The sequence below is a fragment of the Myxococcus sp. AM011 genome (assembly GCF_013372595.1).
GTDB classification, from domain to species: Bacteria; Myxococcota; Myxococcia; order Myxococcales; family Myxococcaceae; genus Myxococcus; species Myxococcus eversor.
Map to the genome: position 1 here is coordinate 1 of NZ_JABXEM010000032.1, position 17,763 is coordinate 17,763.

13 protein-coding genes are annotated in these 17,763 nt (G+C 68.1%); 7 read left to right on the forward strand and 6 right to left on the reverse strand.

Features of this window, described 5'->3' with window-relative positions:
* Positions 1 to 1,972: 1,972 nt before the first annotated feature.
* Together HUW62_RS09150 and HUW62_RS09155 are read right to left on the reverse strand one after the other, a co-directional pair.
* On the reverse strand, positions 1,973 to 3,658 hold the full coding sequence (locus tag HUW62_RS09150; RefSeq protein WP_240356428.1) for a metallophosphoesterase: 1,686 nt from the start codon (positions 3,656 to 3,658) through the stop codon (positions 1,973 to 1,975).
* A 157-nt stretch (positions 3,659 to 3,815) separates the two neighbouring features.
* Entirely contained in the window at positions 3,816 to 4,355 is a 540-nt protein-coding gene (locus HUW62_RS09155; RefSeq protein ID WP_176434202.1) for a cupin domain-containing protein, read from the reverse strand.
* A gap of 98 nt (positions 4,356 to 4,453) precedes the next feature.
* Between HUW62_RS09155 and HUW62_RS09160 the strand changes: the two genes are divergently transcribed.
* Together HUW62_RS09160 and HUW62_RS09165 are read left to right on the forward strand one after the other, a co-directional pair.
* Positions 4,454 to 4,915, forward strand: coding sequence for a thioesterase family protein (locus HUW62_RS09160; RefSeq protein ID WP_176434203.1), 462 nt, complete (start codon positions 4,454 to 4,456; stop codon positions 4,913 to 4,915).
* Entirely contained in the window at positions 4,912 to 5,682 is a 771-nt protein-coding gene (locus HUW62_RS09165; RefSeq protein ID WP_163866215.1) for a bifunctional 2-polyprenyl-6-hydroxyphenol methylase/3-demethylubiquinol 3-O-methyltransferase UbiG, read from the forward strand. The genes HUW62_RS09160 and HUW62_RS09165 overlap by 4 nt, the downstream gene beginning before the upstream one ends.
* Positions 5,683 to 5,685: 3 nt before the next feature.
* Here the strand turns inward: HUW62_RS09165 and HUW62_RS09170 are convergent, their stop codons facing one another.
* Positions 5,686 to 6,888 (reverse strand): hypothetical protein, encoded by a 1,203-nt coding sequence (locus HUW62_RS09170; protein WP_176434204.1) that lies wholly within the window; start codon positions 6,886 to 6,888, stop codon positions 5,686 to 5,688.
* A gap of 264 nt (positions 6,889 to 7,152) precedes the next feature.
* Between HUW62_RS09170 and HUW62_RS09175 the strand changes: the two genes are divergently transcribed.
* The 5 genes from HUW62_RS09175 (at position 7,153) to HUW62_RS09195 (ending at position 10,999) form a co-directional block, all read left to right on the forward strand.
* Positions 7,153 to 7,638: a hypothetical protein gene (locus HUW62_RS09175; RefSeq protein ID WP_176434205.1), complete on the forward strand. Its 486-nt coding sequence runs from the start codon at positions 7,153 to 7,155 to the stop codon at positions 7,636 to 7,638.
* 199 nt (positions 7,639 to 7,837) lie between these two features.
* Positions 7,838 to 8,245: a DUF962 domain-containing protein gene (locus HUW62_RS09180; protein ID WP_163866218.1), complete on the forward strand. Its 408-nt coding sequence runs from the start codon at positions 7,838 to 7,840 to the stop codon at positions 8,243 to 8,245.
* Between the two features lie 192 nt (positions 8,246 to 8,437).
* Positions 8,438 to 9,160: a YebC/PmpR family DNA-binding transcriptional regulator gene (locus HUW62_RS09185; protein ID WP_163866219.1), complete on the forward strand. Its 723-nt coding sequence runs from the start codon at positions 8,438 to 8,440 to the stop codon at positions 9,158 to 9,160.
* A gap of 415 nt (positions 9,161 to 9,575) precedes the next feature.
* Positions 9,576 to 10,082, forward strand: coding sequence for a hypothetical protein (locus tag HUW62_RS09190; protein ID WP_255203324.1), 507 nt, complete (start codon positions 9,576 to 9,578; stop codon positions 10,080 to 10,082).
* Positions 10,079 to 10,999: a type VI immunity family protein gene (locus HUW62_RS09195; RefSeq protein WP_255203325.1), complete on the forward strand. Its 921-nt coding sequence runs from the start codon at positions 10,079 to 10,081 to the stop codon at positions 10,997 to 10,999. The genes HUW62_RS09190 and HUW62_RS09195 overlap by 4 nt, the downstream gene beginning before the upstream one ends.
* A gap of 45 nt (positions 11,000 to 11,044) precedes the next feature.
* On the opposite strand, the gene HUW62_RS09200 is transcribed toward HUW62_RS09195, so the two are convergent.
* The 3 genes from HUW62_RS09200 to HUW62_RS09210 form a co-directional block, all read right to left on the reverse strand.
* On the reverse strand, positions 11,045 to 11,533 hold the full coding sequence (locus HUW62_RS09200; RefSeq protein WP_176434207.1) for a hypothetical protein: 489 nt from the start codon (positions 11,531 to 11,533) through the stop codon (positions 11,045 to 11,047).
* A 216-nt stretch (positions 11,534 to 11,749) separates the two neighbouring features.
* On the reverse strand, positions 11,750 to 12,922 hold the full coding sequence (locus HUW62_RS09205) for a hypothetical protein (RefSeq protein WP_176434208.1): 1,173 nt from the start codon (positions 12,920 to 12,922) through the stop codon (positions 11,750 to 11,752).
* 215 nt (positions 12,923 to 13,137) lie between these two features.
* A complete protein-coding gene (locus HUW62_RS09210) occupies positions 13,138 to 17,511 on the reverse strand; it encodes a discoidin domain-containing protein (RefSeq protein WP_255203326.1) in 4,374 nt (1,457 codons plus the stop codon).
* Between the last annotated feature and the right edge of the window lie 252 nt (positions 17,512 to 17,763).

Consider the following 17,763-nt stretch of genomic DNA (forward strand, 5'->3'; position numbering starts at 1 on the left):
TTAAGTCGTCGGCAGCGTCAGATGTGTATAAGAGGCAGCCATAACCAATCATGACCCGCTTGCCGAGCACCTCCTCCCCAGGGAAGAAGCGCCGCGCGAAGGACTCGTTCACCACCACCACCTGCGGCGACGTCAACGTGTCCCGCGTCGTGAAGTCCCGCCCCCGCTTCAATTGAATCCCCAGCGTCGCGAAGGCACCGTCGCTCATCGCGCGATAGGCGGTGTCCCGCCGCTGCTCGCCCGGCGCCGTGGGCCGCTCAGGGATTTCCAACGTCAGGCTGATGCCTCCCCCCGTCACCACGCCCGGCGTCACGTGCGCCGCCGCCTCCACCCCCGCCTGCGCGCGCACCCGCTCCAACAAGCGCGCGTAGAACGACGCCATCGTCTCGCTCGTGTAGCGCGCCGCCGGAAGGTTGAACCGCATCAGCGTCACGTTCTCGGTCCGATAACCCGGGTCCACCGAGGCCAACCGCTGCGCGCTGCGCACCAACAACCCCGCGCCCACCAGCAACACCAACGCGAGCGCCACCTGCGTGGACACCAGCACCGCGCGCCAGCGCAACGCCGACTTGCTGGCGCTCGTGCCTCGCGTGCTCTGCAGCAGCCCACCCAGGCTCGCCCTCACCGCCGTGCCCAGCGGCGCCAGTCCACACAACAGCGTCACCGCCAACACCAACCCCGCCGTATAGGCGAGCGCCAGCCCATCCACGCGCACCGCCTGCACCTGCTGCACCGACTCCGGCAACACCGCGCTCAGCGCGTCCGTGCCCCACGTCCCCAACAACAACCCCAGCGCCCCACCCGAGACGGCCAGCAGCGCGCCCTCCGCCAACAGCTGCCGCGCCAGCGCGAGCTTCCCCGCCCCCAGCGCCGTGCGCACCGCGAACTCCTGCTGCCTCGCCAACGCCCGCGCGAGCAGGAGCTGCGCCACGTTCACGCAGGCGATGAGCAGCAGCAACGACACCGCGCCCAACAGCAACAACGCCGGACGCCGCGTGTCCTGTGACAGCCTGTCCTGAAGCCCCATCACCGTCACGCTGTTGCCTGGATTGCTGTCCGGATAAGCCTGCGACAACGCCGCCATCACCGAGCGCGCCTCCGCGTTCGCCTGCTCCACCGTGGCCCCAGCCGCCAGCCGCCCCAGGCCCACCAGCATGTGCGTGCCTCGGCTGTCCCAGTTGTCCCGGATGAAGTCCTGCGACGACAGGGACGCCCAGAGTCCCAGCGGCTCGTTGGAGCCCTCCTTCGGAAAGTCGAACCCCTCCGGCATCACCCCGACGACTTGATAGGAGTTGCCCTCCATCTCCACCATGCGCTCCAGGACGCGCGGGTCCGCCCCGAAGCGGCGCGTCCACAGCCCGTGCGAAATCACCACCGCGCGCGGACCGTTGAGCAGGAACTCCTCGTCGGTGAGCACCCGGCCGAGCAGGGGCTTCACCCCGACGATGCGGAAGAAGTCCTCCGAGATGCCGGCGCTCTCCACCCGCTCGGGCTCCAGGTTCGGCCCGGTGAGCGTGACGCCGTTGACGTCGAAGGCCGCGAAGCCGTCGAACGACTTCACCTTCTGCCGCAAATCCTCGGCGTCCAGCCGGGAGAGGGCCGAGTTCCGGCCCGCCTCATGCGAGTCCTGCCCCCACACCGACAGCAGCCTGTCCGCACCAGGGAGGGGAAGCGGGCGCAGCAGGAGCGCGCTCACCACGCTGAAGAGCATGGTGTTCGCGCCAATGCCGAGCGCCAGCGCCAGCACCGTCGCCAGCGTGAAGCCGGGGCTGCGACGCAGCGAGCGGGCGCCGTGGCGCAGGTCCTGAAGGAATGAAGGCATGCGCCTCCTCAAAGCCATTCGCGTGCCAACCCGGCGCCGCGACTCATGCGGGCGGAGTGACGACGTGCGTCGTCACGAGGGACTCGGCCACTGTGCGCTTGTGGGACGGCCGCGTTCGGAGGTGGCACGGCCGTCACCCGGGAAAACGGCCTAGACGCGGAGGGGCGGCTCGATGAGCGCGGGCGGCGTGGCCTTCGCGTCGTCCGGCTCGTACGCGGGCGCGTGAGGGCCCGCGTGGACCTGCTTCCACTTGCGCGGCACCCGCTCGATTCCCACCGGGTACACCGTGAGGTGTCCCTCCTCGTTGATGTGCAGGCGCACGAAGTTCTTCCAATCCGGCAGCGCCAGCGAGATGAACGCCTCGTTGGAGTGGGCCCCGAAGACATTCACGCTCAGCCACAGGTAGAGCCCCATGACGAACGGGCCGACGAGGAAGCCGCCCAGGAACGTCAGCCCCGAGGACATCAGGAACTTGCCCGCCAGGTGCGCCCAGCCCGCCGTGCAGTTGAGCCCGTCCGGGGTCAGGTCCGGGCAGATGCCCATTCCGCTCACCGCGACGTAGGTGCCTCCCCAGGCCACGAAGAAGGCCGTGAGGATGTGCGCGATTCCGTGCAGCCCTCCCGCCAGCCACCGCCACTTGCCGAACGCCGAGTCCGCCAGGCCGATGAGCCCGCCGATGGTGCCCAGTCCCAGCACCATCGTCCACGGACGACTCACCATGCTGTTGGCCACCGCCATGACGACGTCGCCGAGCTTGGACACGCCCAGCGAGCCCACCTCCGCGTAGGCCGCCAGCGCGAGCAGCAGGTACAGCGCGCCCGTCATCAGGCCGAACAGCGGGCTGTAGCGGATGAGGAACAGGTTCTTCCGCGCGAGCTTCTTCGACGTGCGCTCGTCCGGGAAGCTCTTCTCCAGCTTGTACCCGTCGCGCAGCACGTGGGCCTTGGGCGCGTGCGTGGGGTGCAGGAAGGCGCCGCCTCCGCCCGCCGTGATTTTCTGCCGGCCCGCCGCGTCCTCGTGGCGCCGGTAGTGGTGCAGGTCCCCCGCGAGGAACACGCTGATGCGCCGGCCGAGCACCTTCTCCTGGAGGTACTCCAGGTTGTTCTCCAGGTAGCTGCCCTTGCGCCGCTGCGTGGCCGCGAGAATCCACGCGGGCTCCGCGTTGCAGAGGATGACCCGGTCATCCGGGCCCATGCTCTCCGCCATCTGCCGGAAGTACTCCACCTGCGGCACGTCGATGTCGCTGTTGAGCTGCACGTCCGTGCCGATGAGCCACCAGCGATGCGGCAGCTTCAGCGCGAAGTAGCTGCGGCTCTGTCTTGTCCGCCGACCCGCGATCCACCGGTTCGCGCAGAACAGTCGCATGAAGGAGGACAGGCCGTCGTACCAGTCGTGGTTGCCCGGGATGACGAACAGGTCCGGATTGGGCGCGACGGAGCGGCGCATGGCCGCCTCGTACGGCTGTATCAACCGCTCCTCGTATGTCTCGCGGCTGGCGCCGGGGTAGACGCCGTCGCCACCGGAGACGAGCACGCGTCCACGCTTCGTCTCGTGCTCGCCCGCCCTCGGCTGGCCGCGCACGGGCAGCTTCAGCTCCGGCAGGGCCAGGAGCCGCGCCACCGTGTACGTGGAGTCCCAGCCGTCTCCCGTGTCCGCGACGTAGTCGAGCCAGAAGTCTCCGTCGGGCAGCGTCTCCTGCGAGTAGTCGAAGTAGGGCTCCTGCGGACGCACCACCGCTTCGATGAGGCGATGGTCCGCGCGCGCGCCGAACACCGCCGCCACGAGCGCGTCCAGGCCCGTGCGCAGCAGTTGCGCCGGATGCAGCCAGCGCACCATGCCCGCGTGCTTCTGGGGCTTCGTCGCGGTGCCGCTCTCGGAGATGAGCGCTGTCTCGTTCCTCGACTCCACGAGGTGCGGACGCTCACCCGTCGTCAGCTTGTTGGACTGTTTCGCGGGAGCTTCGCTGTCCTTGCGCGCCGCCGCCCCGTCCCGCTCACTTGCCATGGGGCGGGGTCTCCCTCGGGCCTTGCGTGAAGCGCTGCTCGGGGCCCGGGCCGGCGTAGACCTGCACGGCCTTGAAGGGCGCGCCCGGCGTGATGACTCGCGCCGAGTGCTTCGCTCCCGCGGGGATGTAGACCGCGTCCCCCTTGCTCACGCGCAATGTCTGCCCCGACACCGTCATGTCCGCGGCGCCTTCCTCGATGTAGAGAATCTCGACGCTCGCGTCGTGCGTGTGCTCGGGGACTTCGCCTCCGGGCTGCAACTCCAGCAGCGTCAGCGAGGCGGCGGTGGCGCCCGTGCCCTCGTTGAGGAACAGCGTCGCGCGACCCTTGCCTCCCGCGATGATGTGACGCGGGGCCTCGGCCGTGGTGACGCGGTGGCGCACGGCGGTGGTGTCTTTCGATGTGTCGACAGGCGGACGGGGCGAGCTGGCACCGGGTGCTGGCTTCGGCGCGGGCTCGCGGGCCCAGGAGGGAGGAGCGATACCGAGCCCCATGAGGGCCAGCGCGGAAAGCAGGAGTCGTGGACTCATCGTGTTGCTGGATTATCACGGCCACGGCCCCTGACTGGAGAGCAGGCAGGCGGTGTTCTTCGTTCCCTCACGGCCTCGACTGGGGCACCCTGCCCGACATGGCGGATTTCACCCCCCGAGATTTCCCCGTGACCGTCCCCTTCACCCTCCACTGGAGTGAGATGGACGCGTTCGGCCACGCCAACAACGCCCGGACCTTCACGTGGTTCGAGTCGGCTCGCATCTCCTACCTGGTGCGTATCGGCATGACGGGCCCCTCGGGCTCTGGCGAGACGCGCGCCCCGGGCGGTATCGGCCCCATCCTCAAGGCCACCCAGGCCGAGTACGTGCGCCCCGTCGTCTTCCCGGCCCGGCTGGTGGCCTGTGCCCGCGTCTCCCGCATCGGCACGACGTCCGTCACGCTGGAGCACGCGGTGTTCGGCGAGGAGGACGGCGTGCTGTACACGAAGGGCATCGCCGTCATCGTCACCCTCAACTACCTCTCGAATGAAACAGTCCCCGTGCCCGCGCACCTGCGCGCCGCCATCGAGGCCGTGGAGGGACGGTCCTTCGCGACATGAGTGACTCCGTGCTGGGCTTCCACGAAGGGCTGGCCGAGGAGTATCACCTGCTCTTCGCCAACTGGGCCCAGTCGGTGGAGCGGCAGGGCGCCGCGCTGGATGCGCTGCTGCGCCGCTGCGGCGAGCCTCCTCCCCGGCGAGTGCTCGACTGCGCGTGTGGCATCGGCACCCAGGCCCTGGGGCTCGCGGGCCGGGGCTACATCGTCCACGCCACGGACTTGAGCCCGGCCGCCGTGGCCCGCGCGGAGCGCGAAGCGCGCACCCTGGGCGTCTCCATGACGACCGGCGTCGCCGACATGCGGAAGCTGGACACGCAGGTGTCAGGCACCTTCCAACTGGTGCTCGCCTTCGACAACGCCGTGCCGCACCTGCTCACCGACGAGGACCTGGATGCCGCCGCGCACGCCATGGCCTCCAAGCTGACGCCGGGCGGCATGCTGGCGCTGGGCGTGCGCGACTATGAATTGCTGATGGCGCAGCAGCCTCGCTTCACCTCGGAGCGCGTGCTCGATGCGCCCGAGGGACGACGGATTCTGTTCCAGGTCTGGGACTGGGCCGCCGACGGCCGCACGTACAAGGTGCACCAGTTCATCCTCCGTCCCGAGGGTGGAGGCTGGCAGGCGACGGAGCACACCGCCGTCTACCGCGCGCTCCAGCGCGTGGAGGTGGAGCGCGCGCTGACTCGCGCGGGGTTGATGGATACACGGTGGTACTCGTCCGACGAGACGGGCTTCCACCAGCCCATCCTCACCGCTCGCAGGCCGTGAGGTTCAGCCTCCGCCGCGCTTCACGTCCGCCGGGGCATTGGGGTGGCGCGCGAGCAGCATGCGGAGCTGCGGCTGACGGCGCACCGCTTCCTGCTTCAGCAGATGCGCGATGAGGGGCGGGGGCGCCGCGCTCCAGCGGGCGATGTTCTGGATGAGCATCGGTGAGCGGTAGGTGCGCCCGCACAACAGCGACGCCGTCTTGCCATCCACGGACATGCCGATGAGCGACGCGAGGGCTCGGCCTTCCGTGTTGAGGATGACCTCCACCTTCTCCTCGGCGGGGCCGGTGGTGAAGCGCTGACGAAAGACTTCTCGCGACGAGCGCCGCGTGGACTCCGGCACGTCGCGGTCGATGGTCACCTTGTACAGCTCCATCAACCGCCGCGTGCTCCACAGGCGACGGAAGAGTCCCGCTGGGAGCTGGGGATTGCGCACCAGCCACCGGCGCACGCCCGTGTCCGCCGTGAAGGCCGCGCGGCCACACAGCGCCTCCAGGCCCACGGGGTTGCGGTGGTTGCGAGCGATGAGCCGCGCGTGCGCGAGCCCCACGCGCGAGTTCTCCAGCACCGCCTTGATGACGGCGGGCAGCGGGTCGAAGCACAGCGCGGACAGCTCCGGGTCCTCGCACGCGCGCGCCAAGGCCACGCGCTGGTCTTCCGTCTGCGGATGCAGTCGCGTCTCGAAGAGCTGGCGGAAGTTGCCCAGGGCGACTTCGGGCTCGTCGTCCACGGCGGGCTCTTCGTCCGGGGACTCGACCGCGTCGGCTCCTGACTCCGAAGAGGTGTGCTCCTCCGCGTCCTGGGGCAGCAGGTCGAGCATCGGCAACTCCTCCTCAGGCGTGGAGGCCGCGAGGGGCTCGTAGCCCGGGCTCACCGTGGAGGGCGAGGTGTTGACGGGTGGAGGGGAGCGGCCCGGTCCACCGACCGGGGAGGGGCTCGGAGACGCGGCGCCTGTCGTCGGGCTCGTTGCGACGGGATTCCTCGCGGCGGCGGGGGCCGGGCCCTGGGCTGCGGGGAGCAGCGCGCCTTGGGACAAGAGCCGCGTGAGGATGCCCTGGAGTCGCTCGGGAGGCAGACCCGTGAGGGCGGGGAGGTTCCTCGCCGCGGTCGCTCCGTCCAGCCGCGAGAGCACGAAGCCCTCTTCCGCGCTGAGCACCAGGGTGCGCAGGTCCACCTGGGGGTTCGGCTTGGGAATCCAATCCGTCATCAGCTCCGAGTCTCCCACGACCCGTGTACGAGGAGGAGTGGCCCTCGTTTCGAGATGCATGACGAGCGGAAAACTGTGGAGCGACGGCATGCACCATGGGCGATGAGGCTCGCGAGAAGCCGTCCCGAGAGGCCGCGAGCCCTTGCGCCAGAGGTACTGGTTTTCCGACTTTTTCTGGTGCTGTCCCTGGCGCTAGAACCCCGGGTGAAACGCCCGGACGTCCACGGCGGCATCCTCTGGTGGGCGGGGCACCAGGAGCACGACATGTCGAGATTCGCGGGAGCGCTGTTCGTCGTCGCCGTCGTCGTCGCCGTCTTTCCACTGCGCGGACAGGCGGAGGAATGTCCCGAGATGCCGGACCCCACCATGTCCACCACGCTGGCGCTCTTCAAGACGATTCAAGAGGACCGGGCGAAGGTGTGCGCCGTCATCGGTGAGAAGCCGCTCCCGGAGCGCTTCCTCAAGGAGGCGTCGGCCTGCTTCGACAAGCACCTGATGCCGTGTGCCCGGTCGACGGCCAAGGGGTTCATGCCGCTCCTCGAGAAGTGCATCCAGGGCAAGAACCTCTTCAGCGACACGGGCATGTGCACGCGCTGGGACGAGGCGATGACGTGCATGGATACGGAGATCCGCGACAGGAGCAGCTCCGCGACGATGGCGATGATGAAGCACCTGGGCCTGGTCCAGAGCAAGACCAAGAAGTTCGAGGCGTGCTTCCGCACCGCCGCGCAGAAGGTGAAGAAGAAGTAGCCCCGGGCTCGGAGCTCGGAGCCTGGACGTCCCTGGCGGCCGGGAGGGGGCCCACCTGTCGGGAAATGCGCGCCAGGGGGCCCATGGGGCCGCTTGCCCGCTCGCTGGCCGTGCCCTCGGGGGCCGTGAGGGCCCTGATTTCACGCTCAGACCTGGAGCGGGTTGACGGGATGCCCCTGCCTGGACACAACTTCACTCCATGCCCAAGCCCATCCAGACCTATGGCGAGTTCTGGCCGTTCTACTTGCGCGAGCACTCGCTGCCCGTGACTCGGCGGTTCCACTTCGTGGGCACCAGCCTGGGACTGGCCACGGGCGTGGCGGCCGTCGTCACCGGACGGGGGGCCCTGGTGCCCGCCGCCCTGGTCGCCGCCTACGGCTTCGCGTGGTTCAGCCACTTCTTCATCGAGCGCAACAAGCCCGCGAGCTTCAAGTACCCGCTCTGGTCCTTCATCTCCGACTTCCGCATGGCGGGGTTGATGGCGGTGGGCCAGCTCGACGCGCACATGGAGCGGGCCTTCGCCAACGGCGCGCAGGGGACGGGGGCCAACAGCCTCACGCCCGCGCAGCAGGCGCAGCCCCAGGCCTCCGCGCAGCAGGCGCGCTGAAGTCACTCGCGGGGCCCTGGGATGGGAATGGCGCGGTGGCCCCTTGAGGTCGTCGCCGCCCGTTCCGTTTCGTGGACCGAGCGCCAGCCAGGTCGCCGCCCCGCACACGAAGCGCGGGCGCCTCACCCGAGTTGCGCTAGATTGGTCGCAACGTTGTAACGCCCCCCTATTTCCAAAGAGCCGCTTCGACCCATGGGACGCATTTTCGAGACGCGCAAGGCCACGATGATGGCCCGCTGGAACAAGATGGCGAAGGTGTTCACGCGCATCAGCAAGGACATCGCCATCTCGGTGAAGTCCGGCGGGCCCAATCCGGACACCAACTCCACGCTGCGCCGGGTCCTCCAGAATGCCCGCGCGGCCAACATGCCGAAGGACAAGGTCGAGGCCGCCATCAAGCGCGCCAGCGGCCAGACGGCGACGCAGTACGAAATCGTCCTCTACGAGGGCTATGCGCCCCACGGCATCGCACTGCTGGTGGAGACGGCCACGGACAACGTGGTGCGCACCGTGGCGAACGTGCGCATGCGCTTCAACAAGTACTCCGGGAACATGGGCAACGCGGGCAGCGTGGCGTTCATGTTCAAGCGGATGGGTGTCTTCCGCCTGCACCCGGAGGGGCTCGACCAGGACGAGCTGGAGCTGGAGCTCATCGACCACGGGCTCCAGGAGTTGGGCGAGGGCACCGGCGAGAAGGGCGAGAAGCAGCTCATCATCCGCTGCGACTTCTCCGACTTCGGCAAGCTGCAGACGGCGATTGAGGCCAAGGGGCTGACGCCCATCTCCGCCGACTCCGAGTACATCGCGGAGAACCTCATCGAGCTGCCCGAGGACAAGGCCAACGAGGTCCTCGAGTTGGTGGACTCGCTGGAGCAGGACGACGACGTGCAGCGCGTCTTCCACAATCTGGGCTGAGTGGGTTTGGGGCCCGGGACGGTGTGGGCGCTCCTCGTGAGCGTCCCCGTGACCGGGCCTTCGCTGTTCCCGCTCCAGCAATCCTTCCCAACACCCGTAGGTACCCGTGCTTGCTCCTTGGAACCCTCAGCTGAAGCGGGCACTCCTGCTCCTGGCCACGGCCTCGCTCATGGCTTGTGCTGGGGATGCACATCACGCGGCGTCCAAGGAGTTGCGGTTCGTCGATACGGACACCGCCGCGCGTATGCGTCACGCCGCCGCGGTGGGGAGGGGGCTGGCACCGGCCTCCACCCGCGCTGCATCCGCCACGCTTGTCGGCATCGCACCCGTGCTGGCAACCCTGCTGAAGCGCGATAACGCAGTAGGAGAGCTCGGAGAGCAACTCGTGGAGTGTGCCCGTCAGGCGGAGCTCCGGGTGAACGCTGAGTTCTTCGGTGGACGCGCCCCGACTCGAAGCGAGTGCGGCGAGGAGGTGGAGGTGGACGGCTGCGGTGAAGTCGTCACCCGCGCCATGATGCTTGGGCAGCGCAAGCATCTGCTGGCGCTCCAATGTGCCCGTGAGGTGTTGGAGCGGCTCTGGCCCGCGCCGTTCAGCATCGAGCAGCGCTACCGCTTCTATCCTCATGCAAGGTTTCTGGAGAGCATCAGCCGCAGCGAAGAGGCTCGCCTCCTCGCCCAGGGCTGTACGAAGGAACTGTGGCGCACCATCAAACCGGACGTGGTCCTGCATTCCGACCCCGACCTGTTGCGCTCTGTCCTCACCCTGGACTTCAAGTTCCCTTGCCCCGACTCGAATGCACCTCGGTGGACGCGCTACGGGGACAAGAGTGCCTATGCTGGTTACTCCCAGGGACAAATCTACAAGGATGCCCTGCAAGGAGAGGCGGTCCTCGTCTCGCCTCTGCGGGGAATCACCCCATGAGCCATTCGCTTCCGGTCATCCGCCTGATGAGCGAGGGCGGAGACGTGGTGGTCCGTGATGGGCTTGTTCTCTGCTTCTACATGCGTCACTCACACAGGGACGTGGCCGACAGGGTTTGGGGTGCTCTGGAGAAGTACCGACGTGCCATCCCTCCTCATGCGCTGGGTTGGTATGGCTCAGACGATGGCGACACGCTTCCTCTGGACGAAGCGGGGTGGGCCCACATCCGCCATCAAATCGTCGAACGTCCATGGGGGGGCGAGTGGATTGTTGAGTTGACCGAGCTGCCTGACAAGGTCGGCGGCTACCACGTCGACTATGACGGTCGAAAGCTCGATGAACCGTTATTCTCCCGGGATGACAGCGCAACGAGCGGCCTCTGCTTCTCGTTTCCCACCGAGTATCTCCTGACGCATGGCCCTGAGCATTTTCGCGCGCTGGCCCTCGACATCGCGCGTGAGCTGCCGTTCAGCTTTGGTTACGCCAGCCCAGCGCTCCTCTCACATCCAGGGGTCTGGTTCTGCGTCCGGCAGCAAGTTCAGGAGGTGCTCCAGCGCTACCTGGGACTGGACCTCCCTCGCCTGGGAGGGACCAGTCGGAGAATGGGAACCCAGGCGCGGGGCGCGTACTGGCTCACGTTCATGGGGCCGCCGTTGCTTGCCCAGCTCGGAGGGCGCGAGGCCGTGGAGCGCCAGGTCGACCTTCCTGGCGTGCGGGTCGAACCCTTGGACGAGGAGCGAATCCTGGTGGCTTTGGACGAGTGGCCCGAAGCCCTCGACATGGAAAAGCAGCCCGTCCCTCTCCCATATCGGGAGTTGGAGCGTGTCCTCGAACCCTTCCTGTATGACGAGGAGGCCGTCTGGCTGCCGTGGGAGACCGGCACTTTGCAGCGGTGGGGCCGTCGGCTCCGGCGGTGAGTTTCGGGCACGAGAGCCTGGGGCATCGGGCCTTTGTCTGTCCGCTCACTTCACGTCGTAGACCTTGCGCAGCGGGGCTCCGTCGCGGTGCAGGTCCACCTCCAGCCGGCGGGCGGTCTTCAAGAGAGCGTAGGTCTCCAGCGCCTTCTCCGGCGTGTCGAGCGAGATGCCGTTGACGCGCTGGATGACGTCGCCGTTCTGGAAGCCCAGCTTGTCGTAGAGCGAGCCCTCCCGGATGGAGAAGAGCTTGAAGCCCTGTGCCTTGCCATCCTTGAAGGCGGGGACGATGCGCGCCTGCATCGCCGCCTCCGAGTGACTCGCGTGCTTCGCGTGCAAGGAGTCGACGAGCGGGTCCTTGCTGGTGATTTCGTAGGCGTTCTCACCCACGCTGCGGATGTCGACGCTGGAGTGGAAGTCGTTGAACGGGCGCCTGGTGAAGTGATGGAACGCGAATGCGGCGGCCACCGACCCCGCCATGACGAGCAAGCCAGCCACGAACCAGACGGACTTCGGAAAGATGTCGAGCTTCATCATGTCCTGCCTCCTCCCCCTCAGGGGTGAACGGGACAAGAGCAAGCTCGATGCCAGGGCCGTGCGCGTGTCTGGCTTCACTCGGAGACGGCGTCGCGCCTGGGAGGGCCAGCGCCGTCATGCGGGCTCGAGAAGGCCACTCCTGTCACTCGGCGCGGATTCACGGGTGACAGGGTGTCGTGACAGGTTGTCACGCCGCGCGATGGGGACAGCGAACCGTCAGGGGGTGTACGCGAACGCGCCGAAGCCTTGGATGCGCGCGGCCATCGAAATCTGGCGGTCCGTGAGGGTCGTGTTGCACGTCACCGTGGGGGTCTGGTGACACTGGATGATTTCCCCCAGCACTCCCGTGTATTCGACGACGTAGTCATCGGGGTTCGTTGAATAGCCCACGGCCGGGCAAGTCTGCCCGGGCGAACAGAGACAGCTATCGGTGATGGGGCCCTTCGCGCCAATCCGGCACGCCTGGCCGTTGATGCGGTTGATGAGGTTGACCAGGTTCTGCCGCGTCACGTGCATCCGGAAGAAGCGCAGGTCGGAGAACAGGGAGTTCGTCGTCAGCGCGCCCGTGTAGCGCACCGTCGACAGGTCCGTGTTGCAGAGTCCATTCCCCGTGAACCAGGCGCCCGCTGGATAGTCATAGCCGATGTTCCCCCAACTCGAGGGGCACGGCGGCACGGCGTTGTTCGCATACACGCCCCCCAGCACTCCGATGGGCCTCAGTGTGGGGTGGGACGTGTCTCGCAAGTAGGTGAACATGCTCAGCTGCGCGGCGCCGGAGTTGAAGACATCCGTCGGGCCGGACGGGTTGCTGATGGCATTCCAGGGTGCACTGGCGTGGGCCTGGTTCCAGCCTGTCACCACGGGCACCGCCATGGTGCCCTGGAGGACCAGTTCCGTGGGCACTCGCACCGGGAGTTCACCCACCCACTTCAGCCGATTGAACGCACGGGGTCTGTTCGGCGGGCTCCAGGCGTAGCCATACATGTCATTGAAGCCGCCGCCTTCGACGAAAGTCCGGGGCGAAGTCCACGTGTTGAGCACCATACCCGCGTCGTGGCAGCTGACCTGCGCCGCCGCCGTCCCCAACGAACTCTCCGGCTGCTGTCCTCGCTGCCACGAGGAATAGGGAGCCGGGACGTTCAGCCCCGTGAAGGCCCCCACGTTGTACGAGACGGGGTCCGACGCGTTGATGCCCTGCCAGCGCATCAGCATGGACCACGCGTCCTGCCGGACGCCGTTGTTCGGGTCCAGGTACTGGCCCCCCGTGGTGAACAGCGGCGCGACGTTGGTGTGACACGTCGCCGGCGTCAGCGGATGGAACTCTTCCGCCAGCGCGGGGGTGGAGACAAGGACCGCGAGCGCGGCGCGGGCGAACCAAGGCAACTGCATGACCGGGTGCTCCTGACGTGAATCGGCGGAATGCCAGGCACAGCATGCTCCCCGTGCCTGACAGGCCATGGCGTCCGACAAGACGCCACGGCATCGCGCCGTCAGGGATTGCCCAGCCGTGTTGTGAATGCCGGGGCCCATGTTGGCCCCGAGACTCGAAGGGAAGACGGACGGGAGGTCAGCCGCCGTCTTCCCCTCTGCCCGGTGCGGGCGAACTACTTGGTGAAGGTGATGGGGCCGCTGGAGAGCGTGCTGTTGTTCGCTCCGTCGACCGCCCGCACCCGCCACGTGTGGCTGCCCGTGGCCAGGCCCGTCAGCGTCGTCTGCTCGGTCCCGACGCCGTACACCTCGAACTCCCACAGCGAGTACCCGTAGCCCGTGGCGCGCTGGATGCCCCGCATGCGCACGTAGCGACCCACGCCGCTCAGGTTGAGCAAGTCATCCTGCGCGCCGTTGCCGTTGGCCTCGGTGTACACGGCCCTCCACGTCGTTCCGTCCACGGAGGCCTCGATGGCGTACTGCCTTCCAAACGCCGCCTCCCAGTACAGGTTCACCCGCTTGATGGAGTACACCCCGCCCAGGTCCACGGTGATGGACTCCGTGTCGGGATTGGCCACGTCGTTCCGGCTGGACCAGCGCGTGGCGGTGATGTTGCCGTCCACCGCGTCGTTGGGGCTGCCGAACTCCGAGGACGTCGCGGAGACGTTCTTCCCCAGCGCCAGGTTCGTCGTCGGGCCCACGTAGGCCTTCGGCGTGACATCCGGCGTACGGTCCGCGCCGTCCACCACGAGCACGTACCTGGACACGCCCGCGCCCACGTCCGTCGTCTGCTCCCAGATGAACGTCGTGGACGCTCCCGGCACCGCCGCGCCCGCCGCGGGCACCAGCGCCGCGAAGGCCGCCGGAGGCGCCGTGTCATTCAGCGTGAAGGTCGCCGTGGCGGACTGCGTGACACCACCCGCCCAGTTGTAGGCCCTCACGAACCACGTGTGCGCGCCGTTGCCCAGCGCCGCGTTGATGACGGGCGCGGAGTTCGTGCGCGTCGTGGCGACGGGGAAGGGGCTGCCGTCCAGGAACACCTCGTAGCGGTGGATGCCCGTCTGCGGGTCGCTGCTCGCCGTCCACGTGAAGTTCGGTCGCGTGGTGATGGTGGAGCCCGGCGCCGGCGTCAGCAACGTGAAGGCCGTGGGCGGCGTCGCGTCCGTCAACCCGAAGCCCTGGATGCCCGCGCCGTACTGGAACAGCGGGTTGCCGTAGATGGGAAGAATCGGCAGGCCCTGGGCAATGCGGGACTTGATGGTCGCCCGCTCGGCGGCGGTGGCGCCCAGGTCGAACGGCAGGTCCCACTGCTCCAACTGGTTGTTCTCCACGTCGGTGCCAATCTGGTCCATGCCTCGCGGCAACTGCCACGGCAGCTTGCCTCGAGGGAACACGTCGCCGAAGAGGATGTCCGCCACGGCCGGGCCTCCCGAGTCGCCAGGCCGGTACGCCGCCAGCAGCGCGTTGGTCTGCGGGACGACGTTGGTGAGGATGTACGGACGCGGCAGGATGAGCACCGTCGTCGTGGGGATGTTGCGCGCGCGGAAGCCGGTGATGAGGCCGTACTGGTTGCCCCACTTGGCATCATGCGCCGGGCCAATCGGGTCTCCCGGCAGGTAGGGCTTCTCCTTGTCCCACTCGGTGCCGTGGGTGAAGTAGCTCTCGCCCACCACGACGATGGCCGCGTTGGGCGTGACTCCCGCCGGAGCGTTGTCCTTGTAGACGGTGATGCCGGCCGCCTCGGCGCGCTGCTTGATGGCCTGGTAGATGGTCAGGTCCCCGAACTCCGTGCCGTGGAAGTCCGACCGCCACGTCACCATGCAGGGGCCCGAATCCGCGCAAGGCCCCGCGATGACGATGCTCGAGCCCGCGCCCAGCCGCAGCGGCAGCGCGCCGTCGTTCTTCAAGAGCGTCAGCGCGTTCTGCGCCGCGCGCCGCGCCAGCGCCTTGTGGTCCGCCGTGTGCCACTCGGACGTGCCCGCGAGGCCCCTGCGATACGGGTCCTCGAAGATGCCCAGGCGGAATTTGAGGTCGAGAATCCGGCGCACGGAGTCGTTGATGCGAGCGATGGGCACCGCCGTCTCGAAGTCGCCCATCTGCGCGGGGTTCGCCCCGCCCATGACGTCCGAGCCCGCCGTCGCCGAGCGCGTCCACGCACCCGACGGCAGCCAGTCCGAACAGATGACGCCCTGGTAGCCGAGATTCACGCGCAGGTAGTTGAGGATGCCCACGCTGTCACCGGCGCCGTAGCCCTCCGGGCCCAACAGCCAGCTCCCCGCGTAGCCGGGCATGATGCCGCTGGTGCCCGCCTCCAGCGCCGCGTGCCACGGACGCATGTGGTAGTGGATGGTGGTGCCGTCATAGGTGATGCCGGCCTCGCCGCCCGCGCCCTGGCCGGGCCAGTGCTTGGTGGTGACCCAGATGGAGTGCGGGTTCACCTCGGGGCCGCCCTGCAGGCCCGCGATGAGCGCGCGGGTGAGGCCCGCCGACAGGTCCGCGTCCTCGCCGTTGCCCTCCTGGATTCGCGGATAGAGGACCTTGGTGCCCACCTCCGCCAGCGGCGACAGGGTGCCTCGGCTGCCCACCGCGAGCTGCTCGCGGCGCTGCATGTCACCCAGCTCGTAGACGGTGTCCAAGTCGCGAGAGGCGGCCAGCGCCGGCTGCGTGGGCCAGCTCGTCTTGTAGCCGTGGATGGAGTCACCCGCGTCGACGTTGGGGATTCCCAGCCGCGTGCCCGCGGAGGCGCGCTGGAAGCTGACGATGTCCTCCGGGCTCAGGGGGCCCATGGTGAAGCCCGCCTCGGGGAACGTCTTGGCCTCGTAGAACATCTGGAGCGCCTTCTCGCGCGTCGTCATGCGAGCCATCAGGTCGTTGACGCGGGTGGCGATGGGGTTGTGCCAGTCCTCGTACGGGTCGATGACGCCGTTCTTGTTCAAGTCGCGCATGCCGTTGATGAGCGCGACGCCGTCCGCCGCCGTCTCGACTACCGGCAGGTACACGCTGAACTGGCGCAGGTCCGAGCGACTGGTGGCGCCGCTGCCCTGCGTGGCCACGACGTACCACTTGTACGTCCAGCGGTCCGGCAGGTCCTGCGTCAGGGTGAAGGACGTGCCCGTCGTCGTGGTCATCAGCGTGTAGCGGTCCAGCAGGCTGCCGGCGGCCATCCAGTCGTAGTCGACGCGGCTGATGTTCAGATACAGCTTGTAGTTGGCCGCGCCCGCGACGGCGGCCCACTGGAACGTGGGACGGCGGGTGTTCGTCACCATGGCGTTGTTGGCCGGAGCCACGACGGCGAACGCACCGGCGATGGCGGGAGGCGCGGGGGCCTGGTACGGGTCCGGGATGATGGTGCGGTCTCTGCCGTCCGGAGGCCCGCCCGTGGTGAAGATTTCGACCTTCCACTCGGCGCCCTGCACCGCGAGCGAGGTGACGCTCTGGCCGCGCAGCACCGTGCCGCTGGACGTCGTCACCGCCAGCCGGATGTCCGTGTTGGGCGCGGTGGGCGAGAACTGGTTCTTGGAGAGGGTAATCGTCGTGTTGGGCGCGAAGGTCAGGTTGTAGGTGAAGGGCCCGGGCGGGTTGCGCACCGACGGCGTGGTGTTGCCTTCCTCGGGCGTGGGCGTGACGCTGATGGGGGCGGGCGAGACGTTGATTTTCGCGTACGCCAGCTCCGGGAACATCAGCTTGATGGTCTGGTTCGTCGTCTGCGGCGGCGGCTCCTGCGGTCCTTCACCGGGCGCGTACACCTCGAAGTCCCAGAGGGAGATTCCGTAGCCCGTGCCTCGGGTGATGCTCCGGATGCGCACGTAGCGAGCGGAGCCGGACACGGTGACTTCGCGTCGGCCCGGCGCGCCGTCGGTGACGTTCGTCGCGAGCGGAGACCAGGTGGAGTCATTCGTCGAGCCTTCAATCGCGTAGCTCGACGGATAGGCGCCTTCCCAGTTCAGCACCACCTTGCCGAGCGTCTTGGCCGAGCCCAGGTCCACGCGAATCCACTGGCCATCCAGCGGGTCCGAGGACCAGCGCGTCGTCGTGTTGCCGTCCACCGCGTAGCCCGGCGTGAGGTGGGCCGCGTTGCCCTCCACGGTGGAGGCCGTGGCGGGACGGTTCTTGGCCAGGTCGCCGGTGGCGGTCGTGCCGCTGTAGACGGCGAACTCCCACAGCGAATAGCCGTAGTCCACCGCGCCGCGCACCGTGCCGAGGATGCGGATGTAGCGACCGGTGCCAGATACCGTCAGGTCATCCACCCCGCCGTCACCGTCGGTGATGGTGCGGATGTCCGTCCAGGTCGCCGCGTCGGGTGACGTCTGGACTTTGTAGCCGATGGCGTACGCCGTCTCCCACGTGAGCACCACGCGACTGATGGTGGTGCTCGCGCCCAGGTCGACGTAGATCCACTCGTTCGCGGTGAAGAGGCTGCCCCACCGGGTGCCTCCATCTCCATCCACCGCGTAGTTGCCCGTGATGCCCTCCTGCGAGGAGGACGTCACTGTCGGCCGGTTGAGGGCGATGTTTCCGGCCTGGGCGTTCGCGTCCGAGCCGAACGCCATCACACCCACTGCTACTGCCACCGCGCACGCCCGCGTCAGGAGACTCCTGACACGGTGCGTGGCCTGCACAAGAGGGGTTGGTAATCGCATGGGGACGAAAAGCGGGCCGCTGGAGAAAGTAGGGGAGGGGGTGAGCCAGCGCATACCGAGACGGTGCTGCGTCCGAGCGGTCCTTTCCTTTCAAGCCACGATTCTATTTCTTCGGACGGCAAAGAAAGTCAAACCAAGGACCGATAACGCGGCAAGTCGTGG

Coding starts and splice junctions, on each gene's coding strand:
- HUW62_RS09150 (WP_240356428.1), bottom strand. CDS start 3,658: ATGGTGCGCTGGCTGCATCCGGCGCAACTGCTGCGCACGGGCCTGGAC.
- HUW62_RS09155 (WP_176434202.1), bottom strand. CDS start 4,355: ATGAGTCCACGACTCCTGCTTTCCGCGCTGGCCCTCATGGGGCTCGGT.
- HUW62_RS09160 (WP_176434203.1), top strand. CDS start 4,454: ATGGCGGATTTCACCCCCCGAGATTTCCCCGTGACCGTCCCCTTCACC.
- HUW62_RS09165 (WP_163866215.1), top strand. CDS start 4,912: ATGAGTGACTCCGTGCTGGGCTTCCACGAAGGGCTGGCCGAGGAGTAT.
- HUW62_RS09170 (WP_176434204.1), bottom strand. CDS start 6,888: ATGACGGATTGGATTCCCAAGCCGAACCCCCAGGTGGACCTGCGCACC.
- HUW62_RS09175 (WP_176434205.1), top strand. CDS start 7,153: ATGTCGAGATTCGCGGGAGCGCTGTTCGTCGTCGCCGTCGTCGTCGCC.
- HUW62_RS09180 (WP_163866218.1), top strand. CDS start 7,838: ATGCCCAAGCCCATCCAGACCTATGGCGAGTTCTGGCCGTTCTACTTG.
- HUW62_RS09185 (WP_163866219.1), top strand. CDS start 8,438: ATGGGACGCATTTTCGAGACGCGCAAGGCCACGATGATGGCCCGCTGG.
- HUW62_RS09195 (WP_255203325.1), top strand. CDS start 10,079: ATGAGCCATTCGCTTCCGGTCATCCGCCTGATGAGCGAGGGCGGAGAC.
- HUW62_RS09200 (WP_176434207.1), bottom strand. CDS start 11,533: ATGATGAAGCTCGACATCTTTCCGAAGTCCGTCTGGTTCGTGGCTGGC.
- HUW62_RS09205 (WP_176434208.1), bottom strand. CDS start 12,922: ATGCAGTTGCCTTGGTTCGCCCGCGCCGCGCTCGCGGTCCTTGTCTCC.
- HUW62_RS09210 (WP_255203326.1), bottom strand. CDS start 17,511: ATGGCGTTCGGCTCGGACGCGAACGCCCAGGCCGGAAACATCGCCCTC.